Source organism: Buttiauxella sp. BIGb0471 (assembly GCF_024807715.1).
GTDB classification, from domain to species: domain Bacteria; phylum Pseudomonadota; class Gammaproteobacteria; order Enterobacterales; family Enterobacteriaceae; genus Buttiauxella; species Buttiauxella agrestis.
This window is the reverse complement of sequence record NZ_JANUEU010000004.1, coordinates 37,904-56,350: the sequence shown is the minus strand read 5'-3', so window position 1 is coordinate 56,350 and position 18,447 is coordinate 37,904. Positions and strand designations below refer to the sequence as shown.

At 50.8% G+C, this 18,447-nt stretch carries 18 protein-coding genes; 13 read left to right on the top strand and 5 right to left on the bottom strand.

All coding sequences use genetic code 11. From position 1 onward, the window contains the following. Positions 1–323: 323 nt before the first annotated feature. The 4 genes from hslO to M2371_RS14140 all read right to left on the bottom strand — a co-directional run bounded on the left by hslO (position 324) and on the right by M2371_RS14140 (position 4,577). On the bottom strand, positions 324–1,202 hold the full coding sequence (gene hslO, locus M2371_RS14155) for an Hsp33 family molecular chaperone HslO (protein WP_259267980.1): 879 nt from the start codon (positions 1,200–1,202) through the stop codon (positions 324–326). A gap of 91 nt (positions 1,203–1,293) precedes the next feature. Next, complete coding sequence (gene hslR / locus M2371_RS14150; protein WP_172893035.1) at positions 1,294–1,695, bottom strand: ribosome-associated heat shock protein Hsp15; 402 nt, start codon at positions 1,693–1,695, stop codon at positions 1,294–1,296. Continuing rightward, entirely contained in the window at positions 1,695–2,375 is a 681-nt protein-coding gene (yrfG, locus tag M2371_RS14145; protein ID WP_172893036.1) for a GMP/IMP nucleotidase, read from the bottom strand. The genes hslR and yrfG overlap by 1 nt, the downstream gene beginning before the upstream one ends. 60 nt (positions 2,376–2,435) lie before the next feature. Next, positions 2,436–4,577, bottom strand: a complete 2,142-nt coding sequence (locus M2371_RS14140; protein WP_259267979.1) for an intracellular growth attenuator family protein — start codon at positions 4,575–4,577, stop codon at positions 2,436–2,438. A 330-nt stretch (positions 4,578–4,907) separates the two neighbouring features. Between M2371_RS14140 and nudE the strand changes: the two genes are divergently transcribed. Continuing rightward, positions 4,908–5,468, top strand: coding sequence for an ADP compounds hydrolase NudE (gene nudE / locus M2371_RS14135; protein WP_172893038.1), 561 nt, complete (start codon positions 4,908–4,910; stop codon positions 5,466–5,468). Between the two features lie 47 nt (positions 5,469–5,515). On the opposite strand, the gene mrcA is transcribed toward nudE, so the two are convergent. Then, on the bottom strand, positions 5,516–8,068 hold the full coding sequence (gene mrcA, locus M2371_RS14130; protein WP_172893039.1) for a peptidoglycan glycosyltransferase/peptidoglycan DD-transpeptidase MrcA: 2,553 nt from the start codon (positions 8,066–8,068) through the stop codon (positions 5,516–5,518). A gap of 119 nt (positions 8,069–8,187) precedes the next feature. On the opposite strand from mrcA, the gene M2371_RS14125 reads away from it, so the two are divergent. From M2371_RS14125 to trpS, 12 genes are all read left to right on the top strand, one after another. Beyond that, the gene (locus M2371_RS14125) at positions 8,188–9,012 is read left to right on the top strand and encodes a pilus assembly protein (RefSeq protein ID WP_259267978.1); all 825 of its coding nucleotides are present in this window, start codon (positions 8,188–8,190) and stop codon (positions 9,010–9,012) included. Further along, the gene (locus M2371_RS14120; RefSeq protein ID WP_172893041.1) at positions 9,009–9,563 is read left to right on the top strand and encodes a PilN domain-containing protein; all 555 of its coding nucleotides are present in this window, start codon (positions 9,009–9,011) and stop codon (positions 9,561–9,563) included. The genes M2371_RS14125 and M2371_RS14120 overlap by 4 nt, the downstream gene beginning before the upstream one ends. Continuing rightward, positions 9,547–10,014, top strand: coding sequence for a hypothetical protein (locus M2371_RS14115; protein WP_172893042.1), 468 nt, complete (start codon positions 9,547–9,549; stop codon positions 10,012–10,014). Before M2371_RS14120 ends, M2371_RS14115 begins: the two co-directional genes overlap by 17 nt. Then, positions 10,004–10,390: a HofP DNA utilization family protein gene (locus M2371_RS14110; protein WP_172893043.1), complete on the top strand. Its 387-nt coding sequence runs from the start codon at positions 10,004–10,006 to the stop codon at positions 10,388–10,390. Before M2371_RS14115 ends, M2371_RS14110 begins: the two co-directional genes overlap by 11 nt. Then, positions 10,329–11,576, top strand: a complete 1,248-nt coding sequence (gene pilQ, locus M2371_RS14105; RefSeq protein ID WP_404979395.1) for a type IV pilus secretin PilQ — start codon at positions 10,329–10,331, stop codon at positions 11,574–11,576. Before M2371_RS14110 ends, pilQ begins: the two co-directional genes overlap by 62 nt. A 318-nt stretch (positions 11,577–11,894) precedes the next feature. After that, positions 11,895–12,416, top strand: a complete 522-nt coding sequence (gene aroK, locus M2371_RS14100; RefSeq protein ID WP_034460280.1) for a shikimate kinase AroK — start codon at positions 11,895–11,897, stop codon at positions 12,414–12,416. 60 nt (positions 12,417–12,476) lie between these two features. Then, positions 12,477–13,565, top strand: coding sequence for a 3-dehydroquinate synthase (aroB, locus tag M2371_RS14095; protein ID WP_115627069.1), 1,089 nt, complete (start codon positions 12,477–12,479; stop codon positions 13,563–13,565). Between the two features lie 97 nt (positions 13,566–13,662). Further along, positions 13,663–14,973, top strand: a complete 1,311-nt coding sequence (gene damX / locus M2371_RS14090; protein ID WP_172893045.1) for a cell division protein DamX — start codon at positions 13,663–13,665, stop codon at positions 14,971–14,973. A 64-nt stretch (positions 14,974–15,037) separates the two neighbouring features. Then, positions 15,038–15,856: an adenine-specific DNA-methyltransferase gene (gene dam, locus M2371_RS14085; protein ID WP_115627071.1), complete on the top strand. Its 819-nt coding sequence runs from the start codon at positions 15,038–15,040 to the stop codon at positions 15,854–15,856. A 45-nt stretch (positions 15,857–15,901) separates the two neighbouring features. Then, positions 15,902–16,579 carry a ribulose-phosphate 3-epimerase gene (rpe, locus tag M2371_RS14080; protein ID WP_034499126.1) on the top strand — a complete coding sequence of 226 codons (678 nt, stop codon included), beginning with the start codon at positions 15,902–15,904 and terminating at the stop codon, positions 16,577–16,579. Further along, positions 16,572–17,285, top strand: coding sequence for a phosphoglycolate phosphatase (locus M2371_RS14075; RefSeq protein WP_172893047.1), 714 nt, complete (start codon positions 16,572–16,574; stop codon positions 17,283–17,285). Before rpe ends, M2371_RS14075 begins: the two co-directional genes overlap by 8 nt. Beyond that, positions 17,278–18,282, top strand: a complete 1,005-nt coding sequence (gene trpS, locus M2371_RS14070) for a tryptophan--tRNA ligase (RefSeq protein ID WP_034499123.1) — start codon at positions 17,278–17,280, stop codon at positions 18,280–18,282. The genes M2371_RS14075 and trpS overlap by 8 nt, the downstream gene beginning before the upstream one ends. Positions 18,283–18,447: the final 165 nt, after the last annotated feature.

Here is an 18,447-nt window from a genome sequence, read left to right as displayed (position 1 = left end):
TCCTTAGCCAATTTGTACTGCTTGAGATTGTAGGGTTGTTTATTGGTTGTTAACCGCGACACCTATCATAGATTTGAGTATCCACCCAAATCCATATAGCGGAAAACGCTGTGAAGCGAGTCACAACGGGGTGAGAGTATGGCAGGAAATGCTAATGAGGCAGGGAAAATATTCTGAATATGTTAAAAAATAGTGCGATTAACGGACGAGGTGTGAGCGAGAGCGCATTCGTATGCAAACCGTGAAATTTATCTTTTTCAAAATGCCCTCACCCCAGCCCTCTCCCGCAGGAGAGGGAGAAAGCGAAAGTAAGGGAACGAAGATTAATGCACCTGCGGATCGGCTGGGGAGGCGTTGCTGCGGATTTCAGCGATGTCCATAGAGTTGAACACGTAGTGATTGCCACAGTAGTCGCAGTTCATGTCGATTTCGCCTTCTTCAGCAATGATGCTATCTACTTCTTCATCAGGCAGCGTTCTCAGTGCATCGGCACAACGTTCGCGGGAACAAGTGCACTTAAACTCGACGTTTTGCGGATCGTAAAGTGTCACTTCTTCTTCGTGGTACAAACGCCACAGCACATCGTTGGCCGGTAAAGTCAGCAGTTCTTCAGCCTTGATGGTTTCAGTTAACGCTGCGAGATGATTGAAATCATCGGCCTGCGCATCTTGAGCTGGCAGGACTTGTAACAACATGCCGCCAGCGGCGGGTTGGCCATCTACGTCGCCAGTACGGATAAACAGACGCGTTGGTAACTGCTCGGAACGTAAGAAGTAATCTTCCAGACATGCCGCGAGCGTATCGCCTTCAAGCCCAACCACACCCTGATAGCGCTCACCTTGAGCTGGCGTGATGGTGATAACCAGGTAGCCATTGCCCACCAGAGTTTTCAGGTCCGCATCGGCAGGGATTTCACCTTTAAAACGCGCGACGCCACGCATTTGCTGGTTATTGTTACCGTTGATCACCGCGAGAGTCATCGGGCCATCACCTTGTAATTGCACGGTAATATCGCCATCAAACTTGAGGGTTGCGGTCAGCAGGCTGGTTGCGACCAGCAATTCACCGAGAATATTTTTCACCGGTGCCGGGTAATCATGGTTTTCCATGATCTGTTTCCAGGTCTCGGAAACCGTTACCAGCTCACCGCGGACGGCGAAGTTTTCAAACAAATAACGGTGCAGTTGGTCGTGTTGGATCATAATTTTCTCTCATTCAGATGGCCGCTATACCCTTCATCTTTCAAGTTGCAGATGCGTAAGCCGCCTTCCTGCATCTCGAAATCTATTGGGTCTATTCGTTGCCACCATGTTTAAATTTCATCAAATCGCGCCGCTCTTTTTTATCAGGGCGACGGTCGGGGTGGGGCATTGTCAGCGCATTCATTTTGCGCGCCAGCGCCACTTTCTCCCTTTTAGTGATACTTTCCGCGGTCTCTTCATACAGCTGCGAGGCATCGGTAGCGGGGCGACGTTGCTCGGTCACGGCCAGAACTTTGACGGTTTTCTCGTCATTCCCCTGGCGTAACGTCAGCATCGCGTTTAGCTCAACGAGCTTACTCGGTTTGCTGCGTTGCCCGTTGTAATGCACCTTGCCGCCTTCAACCATTTCCCGGGCGATGGCTCGTGTTTTATAAAAACGCGCCGCCCACAGCCATTTGTCGAGACGCACACCTTCAGACGCTTTCTCTTTCATCACGACTCCTTAAACATCAACTTCGGGAGTAGATGGCGGTAGTCATTCAATGCCGGATGGCGGTGATAGATTTTGTCTTCCTGGCCGGAATCTGGATTGGTGACACCCAGGCAATATCGAATGCCAAACTTCGCAGCGGAATCAAGAATCGGTTCGCTATCATCTATAAATAGCGTTCTGGCCGGTTCCAGTCCGGTATGCTCGGCAACACCTTGCCACAACCGCTGATCTTCTTTCGGATAACCAAATGTGTGGGTGGAAAGTAATAAATCAAGGTGCTGAGCTAAACCGGTGTGCTCCAGTTTGACCGCCAGATTATGTGGATGGGCGTTCGTGAGTAATATCCGCCGCTTACCGCAGGCTTTCAGGGCATCCAGGAACGGGACGGTGTCTTCACGTAGCACCGCGTTTGCCCCAGCCGCCGTGGTCATCGCACAAATATCCAAACCCAGACGCTCACTCCAGTAATCCAGACAGTACCAGTTTAGCGTATGTTGCACGGCGTGATATTCGCGGGCTATCAGCTGGTGCGCTTCATCCAGTGGAATATTTCTTCGTTCACTGACTGTTTGCGGCACCAGTTTTTGCCAGAAGTGATTATCGAACGCGAGATCCAGCAATGTGCCGTCCATATCGAGCAATACGGTATCGACATCTTGCCAGGCAATATCAATATGCATAGGTTCAGGCCTGATTAGAGGAAACTGCGCGACAGGTTAGCACAACCTGCCGCGTGAAGTTTAGAACAGCGGGCGAACGGTGGAGATCGTCGTTAACGAGGGATTCATGCAGTTATCATAGTACTGCTGGATTTGCGCCAGGCGGCTGCGGCTGCGGCGGAAGCGGCGAATCGCCAGCACTCCATTGATCAACAGGCAAGCAATCATACAGATGAGCAGCAATGTAGTGCTGATGTAGCGCCACAGACTGCTGCTGTCCGGGATTTTGTGCAGCGTGATATGTTGTGTGCCGTTCGCATCTTGTTTAATACCGGTAATAATTCCTTCGGCGCTAAATGGCGTTTTCAGGAGCATTTCGGCCAGACGCTGAAACTCACCCCATTGTTCTTGTGCCGGAATGTCATATAACGGAACTGGCGGGAGCGGCTGGTCTACCATATCGCTGCCTTCATCGTTGATAATCACGTACCCGGCAGGGGCGGGGCTGTTCAACGCTTGTGCCGCGCGAGCCGTTTCACGGATAAAGAAGGGAGCCGTAGACGTGGTGACCAGGTTATCAAGCGACTCAGCACTGACCGGGCGCAGCAAAACATTCACGCCAGTGAGTTTTCCTGAATCAGCCTTTTTGGTGAGTGCATCCCAATCTTTTGTATTCCCAAGGTTTACCAGCGCATTTTTCAGACGTACACATTCGTCTGCTGCGGTACACAGCGCCTGTGTTTTCAATACAATTCCGGCAAAATCATCCAGTAACACCATGCCTGATTTCTGAATGGCATCGCGTAATTGCGGGTTCACCTTTGAATCTTCACTGGTCTGCGGATGGATTTGCCCACTGACGGCCTGAGTCAGCGCGGTGGCTTTATCCATGATATCTGATTCAGGCACCGGTAAAGACTGCGCGGTGTTCCAGATAATTTGCGAGCAATCGAACGGCGTAAATGGGTAAGTTTGCCGCGTGATGTAATTGCCTGGAGTATGAATGTTGCACATGCCAGTGCCGTTAACTTTCAGCGTGTCGCCAACCCGCAGCGCCGTTTTATTCAGGTCTTCGACAGTGGTGGCTTCAATGGTTTGTGCACCTTTCAACCAGGAGATGCTCAGTTTTAACGGCATTTCCAGCGGCACCCAAATAGTCAGCATCAGCAGAACGATTAAGCTCCCGCTTGCAATCACCAGGTTGCGTACCCAATGCTGGATAGGGAAGTTGCGCACTTCGTCATGCAGCGATAAGAAGCGCCCCTGGCGGAGCACATTCCGATCAAGATAAATGTCGATATCCGTTTTCTGCCCGAGATCCTGAGCCACATAAGGCTGCCAGTGAGCAGGGTAAATCAGGTCAATGATCCCTAATGAAATATTGTTGATTTGATCCTGATTCGACTCGCCAAACAGCCCCCAGCGCTTAGGCGTGCCGCGTAAACAGTGGACTTCACGCAACGTATTTTTGGCAGGCGGAGCAAACAGACCCCAAAGGCTTGCTGCCAGCAGCATAAATGCGCCGCCCACTAACCAGGGCAAAACGACCGGAGGCGTCACCAGACACAAAAACAGCATGATGAAAGCCACACAAATCAGAATCGCTTCACGTAAGCCATCGGGGCGGCTTAGTGCATACTCTTCTGGTGTCTCCTGGCGGATATTCAATAGCTCTATTTGTTCGCTTTCTTCACCGCGAATCGAAGCCTGAGTGTGTGGGTCTTGTTCCAGGGCGAAGCCACGGTTTTCACTGCTGTAGTCAATAAGCGTGTGCCCGTTCAGGGAGATAACCAGTGGCATGGTTTCAGTACGAATTAACTCAACGTAGTTATCGTTGGTAATGTACTGCTCCCAGAATGGCGGAAGGTGAACCTCTATAGAATCAAGGTAATAGCGCCACTTGTTGGGGTCATCTGTGGATAAACCATAACGGGTAATAGAGCGAGTAAGAGAAAGTGCCGTGTTACTGAGGGAGTTAAGAACCAGCTTTGCGGGTGCCGCACTGGCGCCAGAAGGCCCCACGATATTTTGCGTGCGTGCTAAGGATTCAATATAGTTTTCAACTGCGGCGCGTTCATCAGCGGTCAACTTCCGAGAAGTTGCACCACTAAATGATTGGGTTTGTGATAAACGAGCGCGTAAGCGCAGGCTGCGCCATACAAGCCACCCCGCAATTAAGATGCAGGCCAGCATAGCAGCTAAAAGAAGTAATAAGGTGCTCATGCCTTCCCCATCAAACACTCGTTTTCTTATTAAAACGCAGCAAGTTGCACCCCTTACAGCATACGGGCGTAAAAATCATTATCGGCAGACCTGACCTCAAACTTGAGGGATTTTTATGTATATAGGCTGCTGTAACATAATGTTAGCAAAGCGACTTTGCGAGAAATATCAGCAAATTCCTATTTCATTTGCTGGCTATTGACAGGTAACAGAGGTCTTAAAAAATCACTTAAAGTTGCAGAAATGTAAATAATAACCAATGTCCGTTGCGTGAGATATGTGGCATAACGCACAATGGTGCACCTGCATTTACTGTTAGCCCCGTTCACGATGAGCAAACCATTACAAAAACCGACCATTTTACATGTTGAAACCGTGGCCCGTTCACGGCTGTTTAATGTCGAAACGGTGGACCTGGAATTCAGCAACGGTGTGCGCCGTGTCTACGAGCGCATGCGCCCGTCCGCGCGCGAAGCTGTAATGATAGTCCCTATCGTTGATAATCATTTGATTTTGATTCGCGAATACGCGGTTGGAACGGAATCTTATGAGCTCGGTTTTTCTAAAGGATTAATCGATCCGGGTGAGACAGTTTTTGAAGCGGCTAACCGAGAGCTGAAAGAAGAAGTGGGCTTTGGGGCTAATCAGTTAACGTTCCTGAAAAAGCTGACTATGGCGCCGTCTTATTTCTCGAGCAAAATGAATATCGTGATTGCGGAAGATCTCTATGCTGAATCTCTGGAAGGCGATGAGCCGGAAGAGTTGCCGCAAGTGCGCTGGCCGCTGGAATCACTGCTCGATTTGCTGAATGAAGAAGATTTTAGCGAGGCGCGAAATGTCAGTGCGCTCTTCCTGGTGCGGGAATGGCTGAAAGAGCAGGGGCGTTTGTAAAACCTTTTTAACTCACCCGCCCCATTTGAGGCGGGTGACGTCTCGTTCTAAAACAACTCGTGGCTTTCGCCGTTATCAATTATCGTGGTTCCCACTTCATGCACCGCCTGCTGCGTCGGTTGGGTGCCCTCAATAAAGAACTCAGGACGACTACTTCCGCCATTCGCCAACTGCCCGGTATAACGGTCAATATTTACCGTGACGATACCTGGCGGTGGAGTTAATGGTTCTTCTGGTACACCCTCCAGAGCCGCTTTCATGAAATCATCCCACGCGGGTTGAGCACTCTTCGCGCCACCTTCGTAACCTGAGATCTGATCTTTGATTGCGCCTGATGCGGAGGTACGTCCAAGGTCACGGCGATGATCGTCAAAGCCAATCCATACCGACGTCACAACACCAGGCCCATAGCCTGAGAACCAGGCATCTTTCGAGCTGTTAGTAGTACCGGTTTTGCCACCAATATCATTACGCTTGAGGTCACGTCCAGCACGCCAGCCGGTGCCTTGCCAACCTGGCTCGCCGTAGATATTCGAGTTAAGCGCACTTTTAATCAGGAACGCCAGCGGCGTGTTGATGACATGTGGTGCATACTCCGGCGGGCTGCTTTGGGCAACCAGCTCACTGTTAGCTTGTTCAAGCTTCGGCATTGGAACGCTGGCATTCTGTGTTTCCTGAGACTGCGCGACGTCTTCAACATCCTTATTTTCCAGAACATTAGACTTCTGCGTTTCGCCGTAAATCACTGGGATATCACAATCTGCGCAGGCGATTTTCGGTTTCGCTTCAAAGATGGTGCCGCCAATTTCATTCTCAATTTTTGAGATGTAATAAGGGTCAACCAGGAAACCGCCGTTAGCCATGACCGAGTATCCGCGCGCGACCTGCATCGGTGTGAATGATGCTGAACCTAAGGCGAGGGACTCGGTATGCACGATGTTTTGTGCAGGGAAACCAAAGCGTTGCAGGTATTCCGCCGCGTAATCAACACCCATCGCACGCATCGCACGCACCATCACAACGTTTTTAGACTGGCCAAGGCCCTGGCGTAATCTGATTGGGCCTGCATATTCCGGTGGCGAGTTTTTCGGACGCCAGTCGGAACCGGCACCGGCATCCCAGCGGGAAATCGGCACATCATTGAGCACGCTCGCCAGCGTCAAACCTTTGTCCATGGCTGCGGTATACAGGAACGGTTTGATGTTGGAGCCAACCTGGCGCAATGCTTGTGTGGCGCGGTTAAACTTGCTCTGGTTGAAGTCAAAACCGCCCACCAGCGCCACAACGGCACCGTCATGCGGGTTAATAGAAACAAGGGCAGAGTTTACGTCCGGGACTTGCCCAAGCCACCAGTTTTCGTCAACTTTGCGCACCCACACTTGCTGACCGGCTTGCACCACGTCCGTCACTTTGCGTGGCGTTGGGCCTTGTGCGGTATCAGAGCGGTACGGTCGTGCCCAGCGCATACCTTCCATATTCAGGGCAACAGCACTGCCATCGGCCAGTAATGCCGTCGCTTCAGTAGGTGACGTCTGGGTAATCACGGCTGGGAATAAAGGACCATAAACGGGCAGGTTCTTTAATGAATCGACAATCTTGGTTTTGTCCCACGGCGTTTCGCCCACTTTCCACAACACATTTGACGGGCCGCGATAACCGTGGCGCATGTCATAAGCCATAACGTTGTTACGAACAGCTTGTTGTGCGGCTTGCTGCGTCTTACGGGTGATGGTGGTGTAAACCTTGTAACCATCTTCGTAAGCCTTCTCTCCGTATTTGGCGACCATATCCTGGCGCACTAATTCAGAAAGATACGGCGCAGAAAACGCGATTTCTGGGGCGTGATAATTCGCGTCGATTGGCTGATTACGCGCTTCGTCATATTGCGCCTGGGTAATGTAGTTTTCGCTCAACATGCGCGAAAGCACCACATTACGGCGGGAAGTCGCTCTATCCATCGAGTAAAGCGGGTTGAATGTTGACGGCGCTTTTGGCAAACCGGCAATCACCGCCATTTCACTGAGTGTCAGTTGATCAACGGACTTACCAAAATAGACTTGTGCTGCGGCACCCACGCCATAAGCGCGATAACCGAGATAAATCTTGTTGAGGTATAACTCGAGGATTTCGTCTTTGGTCAGTAGCTGTTCAATACGAATCGCAAGGAACACTTCCTTAATCTTGCGCATCAGCGTGCGTTCAGGGCTTAAGAAGAAGTTACGAGCCAGCTGCTGCGTGATGGTACTTGCACCCTGCGAGGCATGGCCTGAAAACAGAGCCACACTGGCGGCGCGGAAAATCCCGACCGGGTCAACGCCATGGTGTTCGTAGAAACGGCTGTCTTCGGTCGCAATGAACGCTTTCACCATCACTGGTGGAATTTGTTCGAGCGTTACCGGAATACGACGTTTCTCACCGTATTGAGCGATTAGCTCGCCATCAGCGCTATAAACCTGCATTGGAATCTGGAGTCGCACATCTTTAAGCGTGGCGACATCAGGCAATTGCGGCTCAATAAATTTGTAGAGCCCGAAGATCGAGCCTGCTCCCAGCAGAATGCAACACACTGCAAGGATTAATAAATACTTTACGAACTTCACCTTAAATTTCCCATTACGTTTCCATTGGGCAGTTTATAAACAACCGCGCGGTAGTATAAAGGCAAGCCAGTGGCATTGGTATGGCATTTTCCGTAACCGGCGATAAGGAGATCGTAAACATGGTGTTCACAACCTGGCAAATTGGCCTGGATATTCAACATGAAAGTATTCGTGCTGTGGCGGTACAGCGCCAACGGCAAGGATGGCAGCTTCGGCACTGGTGGCAATTTTCACTACCCGAAGCCACCTTTCGTGACGGTTTGTTAATTAATACCCAAGCGCTGACTAACGTCTTGTCAGCGTGGCGAAAAGAATTACCGTTGCGCCATCAATTACGCGTCTCTTTTCCTACCCAACGAACGTTGCAACGCCCGGTTCCAATCCCCGATACACGCCTTAGCGAACCCGCAAGCGAAGCCTATATCGCCTCAGCAACCGCCCGCCAGTTACAAATGTCCCCAGCCCAATTGTGTTGGGATTATTTAGCGTCACAAGATGTTGCAGACGCGCATGTGATTGTTGCTGCTCGGCAGACAGATGTCGCGTTATTGCTAAAGAGCTTAGCGCAGTTACGGCTCTTCCCCGCAACGTTAACCCCCGGAGCCAGTGCATTGCCGGCGCTCATTACGCCGTGCCATCTGGAGAAATGCCATTATCTTGTCCATCGTGAGCACAACCACTGGCTGTGGGCCTCGACAGAGGTGATGCCGCGTTGGGGGTGGGCCGATACGGATGCCGTCCCGACGATTTTAGATTTGTGTCAGCAACTCAACACCGAGCCACAGTTTATCGCTTTGAGTCATACACAGCCTGAACCACTCCCGCCTGGTGCAATGATTATGGATGCGTGGCAAGCGTTGTCACGTTTACAGCCCCCATTACCGCGCCATGGAGGGGTATTTACGGTAGCCATTGGGCTTGCCATCGGCGGGTTGTGCAGATGAAGCCGCTCATTAACTTACTCCCCTGGCGTCAGAGGCAGCGTCAACAACGCGCTCAACGCTGGGGAGCATGGCTGGTGCTGATTTTAATCATCACCCCGCTACTCGTCGCTTGCGTGAGGCAATTTTCAGCCTGGGAAATTAGCCAACAGCAGGTGAATAAAGAGTATCTGGGCAACATGTTGCCCGCATTAAAAAACATCTACCAGAAGCGGTTGCTAGAGCAGGCACATAATCAAAAATTGCTGCAATTACAGCAAACCCGTGTACAGCAACAGCGGGCAATTCAGGTCTGGGATGGACGATTAATACAGTTGGCTGACTTTTTACCTCCCGGCGTGTGGTTGTCTACATTAACGCTGCAAAAAAATCAGTTCGTTATCAAAGGGCATGCAGGTTTTTTGGACGACGTGCAGGCCCTGGAAAAGGAGCTGACTCAGCTTGCGGGTGTTACCACGGTTCGTACCGGAGCAGTTCAGTACGAAGCGCAGGGAGGGATGAACTTTGTTTTCACTTTAACGTTGTCCGAGGTGGCGAATGTTCTGGCTAATTGAACGCTGGTTTAGCGCGGGCGTTTGGCTGCGCATCGTTTCAGTTATTGCGATAGGCGCGCTAGTCGCACTCGTGGCGTGGTTATGCCTCATCCGTCCGCAATATTCTTTGTTGCAGCAATTGCAAAAGGGCAATGAGCTAACGAGCCAGCAACTGACAGATGTGCGCCACAAAATAGGCAAACTGACACCGCTCAGTACGCCGCTTGAGCCGTCAAATGCTCCCTTTTTTTCTGTGGCGGAGTTTGTTGGGCAAGCTCAGGGAAAACTATTGAAATGGCAGCCAGACGTGAAGCAAGGAACTCTGGAAATGCTGTTGCCATGGGAAAAATTGCCAGAATCGTTTTCCCGCCTCGCTGAGTATCGTGTCGTGGCCGGTCACTCATTCACCATCACGGCACAAGGGGAATTACTCAAACTTGTTCTGGCAATGGAGTTTGCTGATGAACCGTAGCGTGTGGTTGGGCTTATTCATTGTGATGTCTTGCGCACACGCGATGCCTGCAAACCCTTTTCTGCCGCAGGTTTCTCCTTGTGAAAAATTAACCGCACAACTTGCGGGCTGGATGTTGCAAGGAGTGATTGGCTCTGCAGTTACAAATACGGCGCTGATGCTGAGCCCTCAAGGAATCGGGCGTCGAATCAAAGTCAATACTGAGCTCGTACCAGGTGTGCGAATTGAAAGTGTGAATGAAGCGGGGGTGTCGGCAAAAATTGACCCTACCTGCCAGCCCGCAACTTATCGTTGGGAAATAAAAGGAAAAAATCATGCCATGGATACGAGTAATGCTGCTGGCGCTGCTACTGCCATTCACAAGCCGGGCCGATAAAGGTGTTTCTCTGATACTGGACAACGCGCCGGTCGCGCAAGTTTTACAGGCGTTGGCTGAGCACCAAAATATCAATCTCCTCATTGCGCCGGGTGTTGAAGGGATGTTGTCGCTTAATTTAATCAACGTGCCCTGGAAGCAGGCATTTCAACTCGTGCTGAATACTGCGGAATTGAGCCAGCAGCGAGACGGGAATGTCATTCAGGTAATGCCAAAAGCCCGGCAACGCGAGCAGCAAGCGCAGGCTTTAGAATTACGCAAGCAACAAGTGCTTGAGCAGCCTATGCTCTATCAGGTCTTTGCTCCCCATCATGCAGATGTTGAGGATCTCTGGGCGGCATTAAAATCATCGGGGAATAAGATCCTGAGTCCGCAAGGCAACATCACGGTTGATAAGCGAACGAACCGTCTTATTGTCAGAGACAACAAGACGGTACTGAAGCAGGTCGCAGACTGGATGAGCGAAATGGACTTACCGATAGGGCAAGTCGAAATCGAAGCCCATATCGTCACTATTAATCAGGACAAGCTTCGTGAACTGGGCGTGAAGTGGTCTGCGGCAGAGCAAACCGGTGACAGCAAGCTCTACCAGCCGACGGGAATTTCGGCGGATCTTTCAGTGAGTAATGCATCTACAAAAGTCGGGTTTAATATTGCCCGCATCGACGGGCGTTTGCTGGAACTTGAGTTATCGGCTCTGGAACAGCAACAGCAATTAGACATCATCGCCAGCCCGCGTTTGATGGCGGCTCATCAACAACCCGCAAGCATCAAACAAGGCACTGAAATTCCCTATCAGGTTTCCAGCGGAGAAAGTGGGGCGACGTCCATCGAGTTTAAAGAAGCTGTTCTGGGGATGGAAGTGACACCCACGATTCAGCCCCATGGAAACATTCGCTTAAAATTGCGCATCAGCCAAAACATGCCGGGGAGAAGTATTCAGCAAGCGGATGGCGAAGTGCTGGCGATAGATAAACAGGAGATAGAAACGGTGGTTGCGGTGAAAAATGGTGAAACCCTCGCACTGGGTGGGATTTTCCAGCAACATAACAAAGACAGCAGCGATAGTGTTCCCATTCTCGGCTCAATACCGTTGGTGGGTAGCCTGTTTCGCCACGACGCAAAAAATCACCAGCGCCGCGAATTAGTTGTCTTTATTACGCCCAGACTTATCCCGATTCCGTAGTGTTTTCTTTCATCAGCGCTGAGTTTTTCTTTGAAACGATGCCCAGGTGTTTGACGGCAGAGAGGAATTAGCTTACAAGGTGTACCGTTTCGAGAGCCCAGACGCTCAAGTTTGTGACAGATAACCCTGATTTATGCATTTTCTCCTTCATGAGAACGCTGGGGAATATAATCGGTTGCCAAACCACCTTGAGTATTGAGATAATTTTCAGTCTGACTCTCGCACTATCGCTTATGAGGTTTCAGTTCATGTCCCGCTGCACCTGGTTTTAACAGGGCGGGTTTATCATCAACGAATTGTCTTAGTAGTACCGAAAAAATGGCAGAGAAACGCAATATCTTTCTGGTTGGGCCTATGGGTGCCGGCAAAAGCACTATTGGGCGTCAGTTAGCTCAGCAACTCAATATGGAATTTTTCGATTCTGATCAAGAGATTGAGAAACGTACCGGAGCTGATGTGGGCTGGGTATTCGACGTTGAAGGCGAAGACGGCTTCCGCGATCGCGAAGAAAAAATCATCAACGAACTCACTGAAAAACAGGGCATTGTGCTGGCAACTGGCGGCGGCTCTGTGAAGTCTCGTGAGACCCGTAACCGTCTCTCCGCCCGTGGAGTTGTGGTGTATCTTGAAACCACAATTGAAAAACAGCTTGCCCGTACTCAGCGTGATAAAAAGCGCCCATTACTGCAAGTTGAGACTCCACCGCGTGAAGTTCTTGAAGCCTTAGCTCAAGAACGCAATCCTCTTTATGAAGAGATTGCTGATGTGACGATTCGCACTGACGACCAAAGTGCCAAAGTGGTTGCTAACCAGATTATTAATATGTTGGAAAGCAACTGATTCTGGCTTAATCGATAAAAACGCCTGCGGGCTAAGCAACATCAAGGTGGACTTCGCGTTATGGAGAGGTTAACAGTCACTCTCGGGGAACGTAGTTACCCTATCACCATTGCTGCTGGGTTATTTAGTGACTCGGCATCTTTTGGGCCGCTGAAAGCTGGCGACCAAACGATGCTGGTGACCAATGAAACCCTGGCGCCGCTCTACCTGGATAAGGTGCGTGGCGTGCTTGAGCAGGCGGGCGTTAAAGTCGATTCCGTCATCCTTCCGGATGGCGAACAATTTAAAAGCCTCGCTGTATTAGACACGGTCTTTACTGCGTTGCTTGAAAAGCCACATGGTCGTGATACGACACTTATAGCCCTTGGTGGCGGTGTCGTTGGAGACCTGACGGGCTTTGCTGCGGCGAGCTATCAACGTGGCGTGCGTTTTATTCAAGTTCCAACCACATTGCTTTCGCAAGTGGATTCTTCTGTCGGCGGAAAAACAGCCGTTAACCACCCCCTTGGTAAAAATATGATTGGCGCGTTCTATCAACCGGCTTCGGTCGTGGTGGATCTCGACTGTCTGAATACGTTACCGGCGCGGGAGTTAGCATCTGGCCTGGCAGAGGTGATTAAGTACGGAATTATTCTCGACGGTGAATTCTTCAACTGGCTTGAGGAAAACCTGGATGCCTTGCTGGCGCTTGATGGTGAAGCTATGGCCTGGTGCATCCGCCGTTGTTGTGAGCTTAAAGCGGAAGTTGTTGCCGCCGACGAGCGCGAAAGCGGCTTACGTGCTTTACTGAATTTGGGCCACACCTTTGGTCACGCTATAGAAGCTGAAATGGGTTATGGCAATTGGCTGCATGGTGAAGCTGTTGCCGCAGGTATGGTAATGGCAGCACGAACAGCTCAGCGTCTTGGAAACTTCAGCGAAGCCGATGTACAGCGAATCATTAAGTTGCTGCAACGCGCTGGGCTGCCAGTCACCGGGCCGAAAGAAATGTCAGCCGACGCGTATATGCCCCACATGATGCGTGACAAGAAAGTTTTGGCTGGTGAGCTGCGCTTAGTGCTGCCACTGGCAATCGGGAAGAGTGAAATGCGTGGCGGAGTGCCACACGATGTCGTTTTGTCCGCCATTGCTGATTGTCAGCAGGCTTAATTATTAGAAATTTCGGTCGCTGTTGTCAGGCGATTTTTAACTTCAGGTGATGTGCTGAGTTTGAATCGCTGGCATAAGCCTTTGAGTGGGGTGTTAAATGGATGAGTTTAAACCGGAAGACGAACTGAAACCCGATCCAAGCGATCGCCGTTCAGGTCGTACCCGCAGAGCTGATGAGCGTGAAAGTGAACCGCAAATCAATGTCGATGATGTTGAGTTAGATGCCGACGAACCTCGTCCAGCGCGTTCCCGCCGTACTCGTGATGAAGAAGAGTATGAGAGCGATGATAACCTGCAAGTTGACGCAGAAGAACGTCGCCCGGCGCGCGCCCGTAAGAAATCCGCTAAGCCTAAAGTTCCGGTATCCCGCCAGCATCTGATGATGGGCATTGGCATTCTTGTGCTATTGCTGTTGATCATTGGAATTGGTTCGGCGCTTAAAGCCCCATCTACCGACACCGAAACTGTAAATCAGCAGCCGGGTGCGGAGAAAAACATTGATTTATCTGGCTCCAGTGGCAGCCCAGCCGATCAAGCTAACGGTGCACAGCCACAACCAGGTAATACCGCTGCGACTAATCAGACAGAAAATGCTGGTAACCCGCAAGAAGTGACGCTTCCAGCCATTTCTTCAACACCCACTGAAGCACAGACTCAGCCTGCACCTCAGGGCCAGCAGCGTGTGGAAGTCCCGGGCGACTTGAATAATGCACTGACGCAACAATCTGGTCAGATTGATAACGCAATGAACAGCTCGACATTACCAACGGCCCCAGCGACCGTTGCAGCAGTAGCTGGCAGCAATGGTGCGACTACAGCGCCGCGTCCTGTTGCGAAATCAGAGCCAGTGAAGCAAGCCGCACCTCGTCAGGAACGTAAAACTGCAGTCATTGAGCCACAACACAAAGCTCAACCTGCTAAACAGCCTGCCGTGAAAGCAGAACCAAAACCGGTTGCGACAGCTAAACGTAGCGAGCCTGTTGCTACTCCAGCACCAACAGCGACCGCACCAGCGAAAGCTCCGGTGACTGCAACTGCGCCGAAAGCAACCGAAACCGCAGCAGCTCCTGCACCGAAAGCTGCTGCCGCCGCACCAGCGACAGCAGCAACAGGTGCCGTAGCCGGTGATGCTGGCGCAATCAAAGGCGCGCCGGGTAGCCATTACACTTTGCAGCTTAGCTCTTCTTCAAACTCAGCAAATTTGAATGCCTGGGCGAAGAAAGAGAATCTGCAACACTACATGGTTTACCAGACGGTGCGAAACGGCCAGCCATGGTATGTTTTGGTTAGCGGTATCTATGCCAACAAAGATGAGGCAAAACGTGCCGTTGCAACATTGCCAGCTGATGTTCAGGCCAAGAACCCATGGGCAAAACCTATCCATCAGGTTCAGTCTGATCTGAAGTGATGAACAAGCGCAGCCGCTGTTGGAGCCTTTCCACAGCAGGAAAAGGTGTAAATAGTTAGGCAGCATGAAAAAAAATCGCGCTTTTCTTAAGTGGGCGGGGGGGAAATACCCCCTGCTCGAAGACATTAAAAAGTATCTGCCGAAAGGTGATTGTCTGATTGAGCCGTTCGTCGGTGCCGGCTCAGTCTTTCTGAATACTGATTACTCCCGCTATATCCTCGCAGATATCAATAGCGATCTGATTAACCTCTATAACATCGTCAAAACCCGCACAGATGAGTACGTTCAGGAGTCCCGTAAACTTTTTACTGCTGAACAAAACGATGAGCAGTCGTTTTATCTCAATCGTGCCGAATTTAACCAGTGCAAAGATGAGTTTCGTCGTGCGCTGCTGTTTTTATATCTGAACCGCCATTGTTACAACGGCCTGTGTCGTTATAACCTACGTGGTGAATTCAATGTCCCGTTTGGCCGCTACATCAAACCCTACTTCCCTGAAGAAGAGTTGTATCATTTTGCCGAACGAGCACAAAACGCGACATTCCTGTGCCAGTCGTACGATGTCAGCATGTCGGATGTGAGTGCCGGGTCAGTTGTCTATTGCGACCCGCCGTATGCGCCTTTGTCTGCAACGGCTAATTTTACTGCATACCACACCGATAGCTTTAACATGGTGCAACAGCAACATCTGGCGCAGCTTGCGGAAAACCTGCGGGGAAATCGCATTCCCGTATTGATTTCCAATCACGATACTGAACTCACTCGGTTGTGGTATCACCAGGCAAAACTGCATGTTGTACAAGTGCGTCGCAGTATTAGCCGAAATGGTGGAGCACGAAACAAGGTGGACGAACTGCTGGCGCTGTATAAAGTCGGTGCCTGAGACGTTTCGTCCGCAGTCGTTTTTGATTTGCAATTGGAGAAGCGGATGAAACAGTTTTTGATTGCCCCCTCAATCCTCTCAGCCGATTTTGCCCGCCTGGGTGAAGATACGGCTGCGGTGCTGGCTGCTGGTGCGGATGTCGTCCATTTCGATGTTATGGATAACCATTATGTACCGAATCTCACTATCGGCCCGATGGTGTTAAAGTCGCTGCGTGATTACGGTATTACTGCCCCTGTTGATGTGCATCTGATGGTGAAACCCGTTGACCGTATCATTCCGGATTTCGCCGCCGCAGGTGCCAACATCATCACCTTCCACCCGGAAGCCTCAGAACACGTTGACCGATCCTTGCAACTCATCAAAGAACACGGCTGTAAAGCCGGTCTGGTATTCAACCCGGCAACCTCTCTGAGTTGGCTTGATCACGTCATGGATAAACTGGATGTCATTTTGCTGATGTCCGTGAACCCAGGTTTTGGCGGTCAGTCATTTATTCCTCATACGCTGGAAAAACTGCGTCAGGTGCGTGAACGCATCGATGCTTCCGGCTATGACATTCGCCTGGAAGTTGACGGTGGCGTGAAGGTCGACAACATTGCTGAAATTGCCGCAGCAGGTGCAGATATGTTTGTTGCGGGTTCCGCAATCTTCAACCAGCCAAATTACAAAGCCGTTATTGACAGTATGCGCAGCGAGTTGGCAAAGGTAAGTCATGAATAAGTTAAATAAAATTCGCGGTATCGCCTTCGATTTAGACGGTACGCTGGTAGACACTGCACTGGGTCTGACACAAGCAATGGACCAGGCGCTGTATGCGCTGGAATTGCCGACCGCCGGTGAAGAAAAAGTTGAGAAGTGGATTGGTAATGGGGCTGATGTTCTGGTTCAGCGTGCGCTGACCTGGGCATTAAAAGGCGAAGAGCCTGAAGCCGACAAATGCCGTATCGCGCGTAAACTGTTTGATACCTTCTATGCTCAAACGGCGCAAGAGGGCAGTTTCCTGTTCCCTGAAGTGGCTACCACATTGGCGGCACTGAAGGAAAAAGGCCTGCCGATGGGGCTGGTGACGAATAAGCCGACGCCATTTGTCCTACCGATGCTGGAAAAGTTAGGTATTGCGCATTACTTCAGCGTCATTATTGGCGGCGACGATGTGGAAAACAAAAAGCCACATCCAGAAGCTCTGCACAAAGTGATGGAGCAGCTGAACCTCGGCGCGGATGAGCTGTTGTTTGTCGGTGATTCTCGCAACGATATTCTGGCGGCTCAAGCTGCCGGATGCTGCTCAATTGGCCTGACTTACGGTTACAACTACGGTGAGTCTATCGAGCTGAGCAAACCGGATTACGTGTTTGACCACTTCAACGATTTACTGCCCGCATTAGGGCTATCTAGCAAAGAACATCAGGAATCAGAACATGAGTAAACCCATTGTCTTTAGTGGCGCACAGCCATCAGGTGAATTGACCATTGGTAACTACATGGGTGCGCTGCGTCAGTGGGTCCATATGCAAGATGATTACGACTGCATTTACTGCATCGTCGATCAGCATGCGATTACCGCGCGTCAGGATGCGACACAGCTACGCAGCCGTACTCTCGATACGCTGGCGTTGTATCTGGCTTGCGGTATCGACCCGGCTAAAAGCACTATCTTTGTACAGTCCCATGTGCCAGAACATGCGCAACTGGGCTGGGTGCTGAACTGCTACACCTATTTCGGTGAGCTGAGCCGTATGACTCAGTTTAAAGACAAGTCTTCCCGTTATGCGGAAAACATTAACGCCGGTCTTTTCGATTACCCGGTGCTGATGGCCGCAGATATTTTGCTGTACCAGACCAATCTGGTGCCGGTCGGCGAAGATCAGAAACAGCACCTGGAACTGAGTCGCGATATCGCTTCACGTTTCAATGCGCTGTACGGTGATGTGTTCAAAGTGCCTGAACCGTTTATTCCGAAATCCGGTGCTCGTGTGATGTCTCTGCTTGAGCCGACCAAGAAAATGTCAAAATCAGACGATAACCGTAATAACGTTATTGGCCTGCTGGAAGACCCGAAAGCCGTCGTGAAGAAAATCAAACGCGCAGTAACCGACTCCGACGAGCCGCCTGTTGTGCGCTACGATACCGCCAGCAAAGCGGGCGTCTCCAACATGTTGGATATTCTTTCCGGTGTGACGGGTAAATCCATTACTGAGCTTGAGCAGCACTTCGAAGGCAAAATGTATGGTCACCTGAAAGGTGAAGTTGCTGAGGCGGTTTCTGGCATGCTCACTGAATTGCAGGAGCGTTTCCACCGTTTCCGTAATGACGAAGCCTATTTGCAGCAAGTGATGAAAGATGGCTCCGATAAAGCCCGCGCACACGCCAGTGCTACGCTGAAGAAAGTCTATGAAGTGATTGGCTTTGTGGCACAGCCTTAATATTTAACACAACCCTCATCCCAACCTTCTCCCTGAGGGAGAAGGGATTAATCGGTTTTCTCCCTCTCCTGGGGGGAGAGGGCTGGGGTGAGGGCGACCCCTCCCAACCATTCCCCCGCTAAATATCTTTTGTGACCCCATTCTCTTTTTGCATATTTCACGTTT

Bases quoted from the DNA above. Each gene is read 5' to 3' on its own strand.
- hslO (WP_259267980.1), bottom strand. From the start codon at position 1,202: ATGATCCAACACGACCAACTGCACCGTTATTTGTTTGAAAACTTCGCC.
- hslR (WP_172893035.1), bottom strand. From the start codon at position 1,695: ATGAAAGAGAAAGCGTCTGAAGGTGTGCGTCTCGACAAATGGCTGTGG.
- yrfG (WP_172893036.1), bottom strand. From the start codon at position 2,375: ATGCATATTGATATTGCCTGGCAAGATGTCGATACCGTATTGCTCGAT.
- M2371_RS14140 (WP_259267979.1), bottom strand. From the start codon at position 4,577: ATGAGCACCTTATTACTTCTTTTAGCTGCTATGCTGGCCTGCATCTTA.
- nudE (WP_172893038.1), top strand. From the start codon at position 4,908: ATGAGCAAACCATTACAAAAACCGACCATTTTACATGTTGAAACCGTG.
- M2371_RS14125 (WP_259267978.1), top strand. From the start codon at position 8,188: ATGGTGTTCACAACCTGGCAAATTGGCCTGGATATTCAACATGAAAGT.
- M2371_RS14120 (WP_172893041.1), top strand. From the start codon at position 9,009: ATGAAGCCGCTCATTAACTTACTCCCCTGGCGTCAGAGGCAGCGTCAA.
- M2371_RS14115 (WP_172893042.1), top strand. From the start codon at position 9,547: ATGTTCTGGCTAATTGAACGCTGGTTTAGCGCGGGCGTTTGGCTGCGC.
- M2371_RS14110 (WP_172893043.1), top strand. From the start codon at position 10,004: ATGAACCGTAGCGTGTGGTTGGGCTTATTCATTGTGATGTCTTGCGCA.
- pilQ (WP_404979395.1), top strand. From the start codon at position 10,329: ATGCCATGGATACGAGTAATGCTGCTGGCGCTGCTACTGCCATTCACA.
- aroK (WP_034460280.1), top strand. From the start codon at position 11,895: ATGGCAGAGAAACGCAATATCTTTCTGGTTGGGCCTATGGGTGCCGGC.
- aroB (WP_115627069.1), top strand. From the start codon at position 12,477: ATGGAGAGGTTAACAGTCACTCTCGGGGAACGTAGTTACCCTATCACC.
- damX (WP_172893045.1), top strand. From the start codon at position 13,663: ATGGATGAGTTTAAACCGGAAGACGAACTGAAACCCGATCCAAGCGAT.
- dam (WP_115627071.1), top strand. From the start codon at position 15,038: ATGAAAAAAAATCGCGCTTTTCTTAAGTGGGCGGGGGGGAAATACCCC.
- rpe (WP_034499126.1), top strand. From the start codon at position 15,902: ATGAAACAGTTTTTGATTGCCCCCTCAATCCTCTCAGCCGATTTTGCC.
- M2371_RS14075 (WP_172893047.1), top strand. From the start codon at position 16,572: ATGAATAAGTTAAATAAAATTCGCGGTATCGCCTTCGATTTAGACGGT.
- trpS (WP_034499123.1), top strand. From the start codon at position 17,278: ATGAGTAAACCCATTGTCTTTAGTGGCGCACAGCCATCAGGTGAATTG.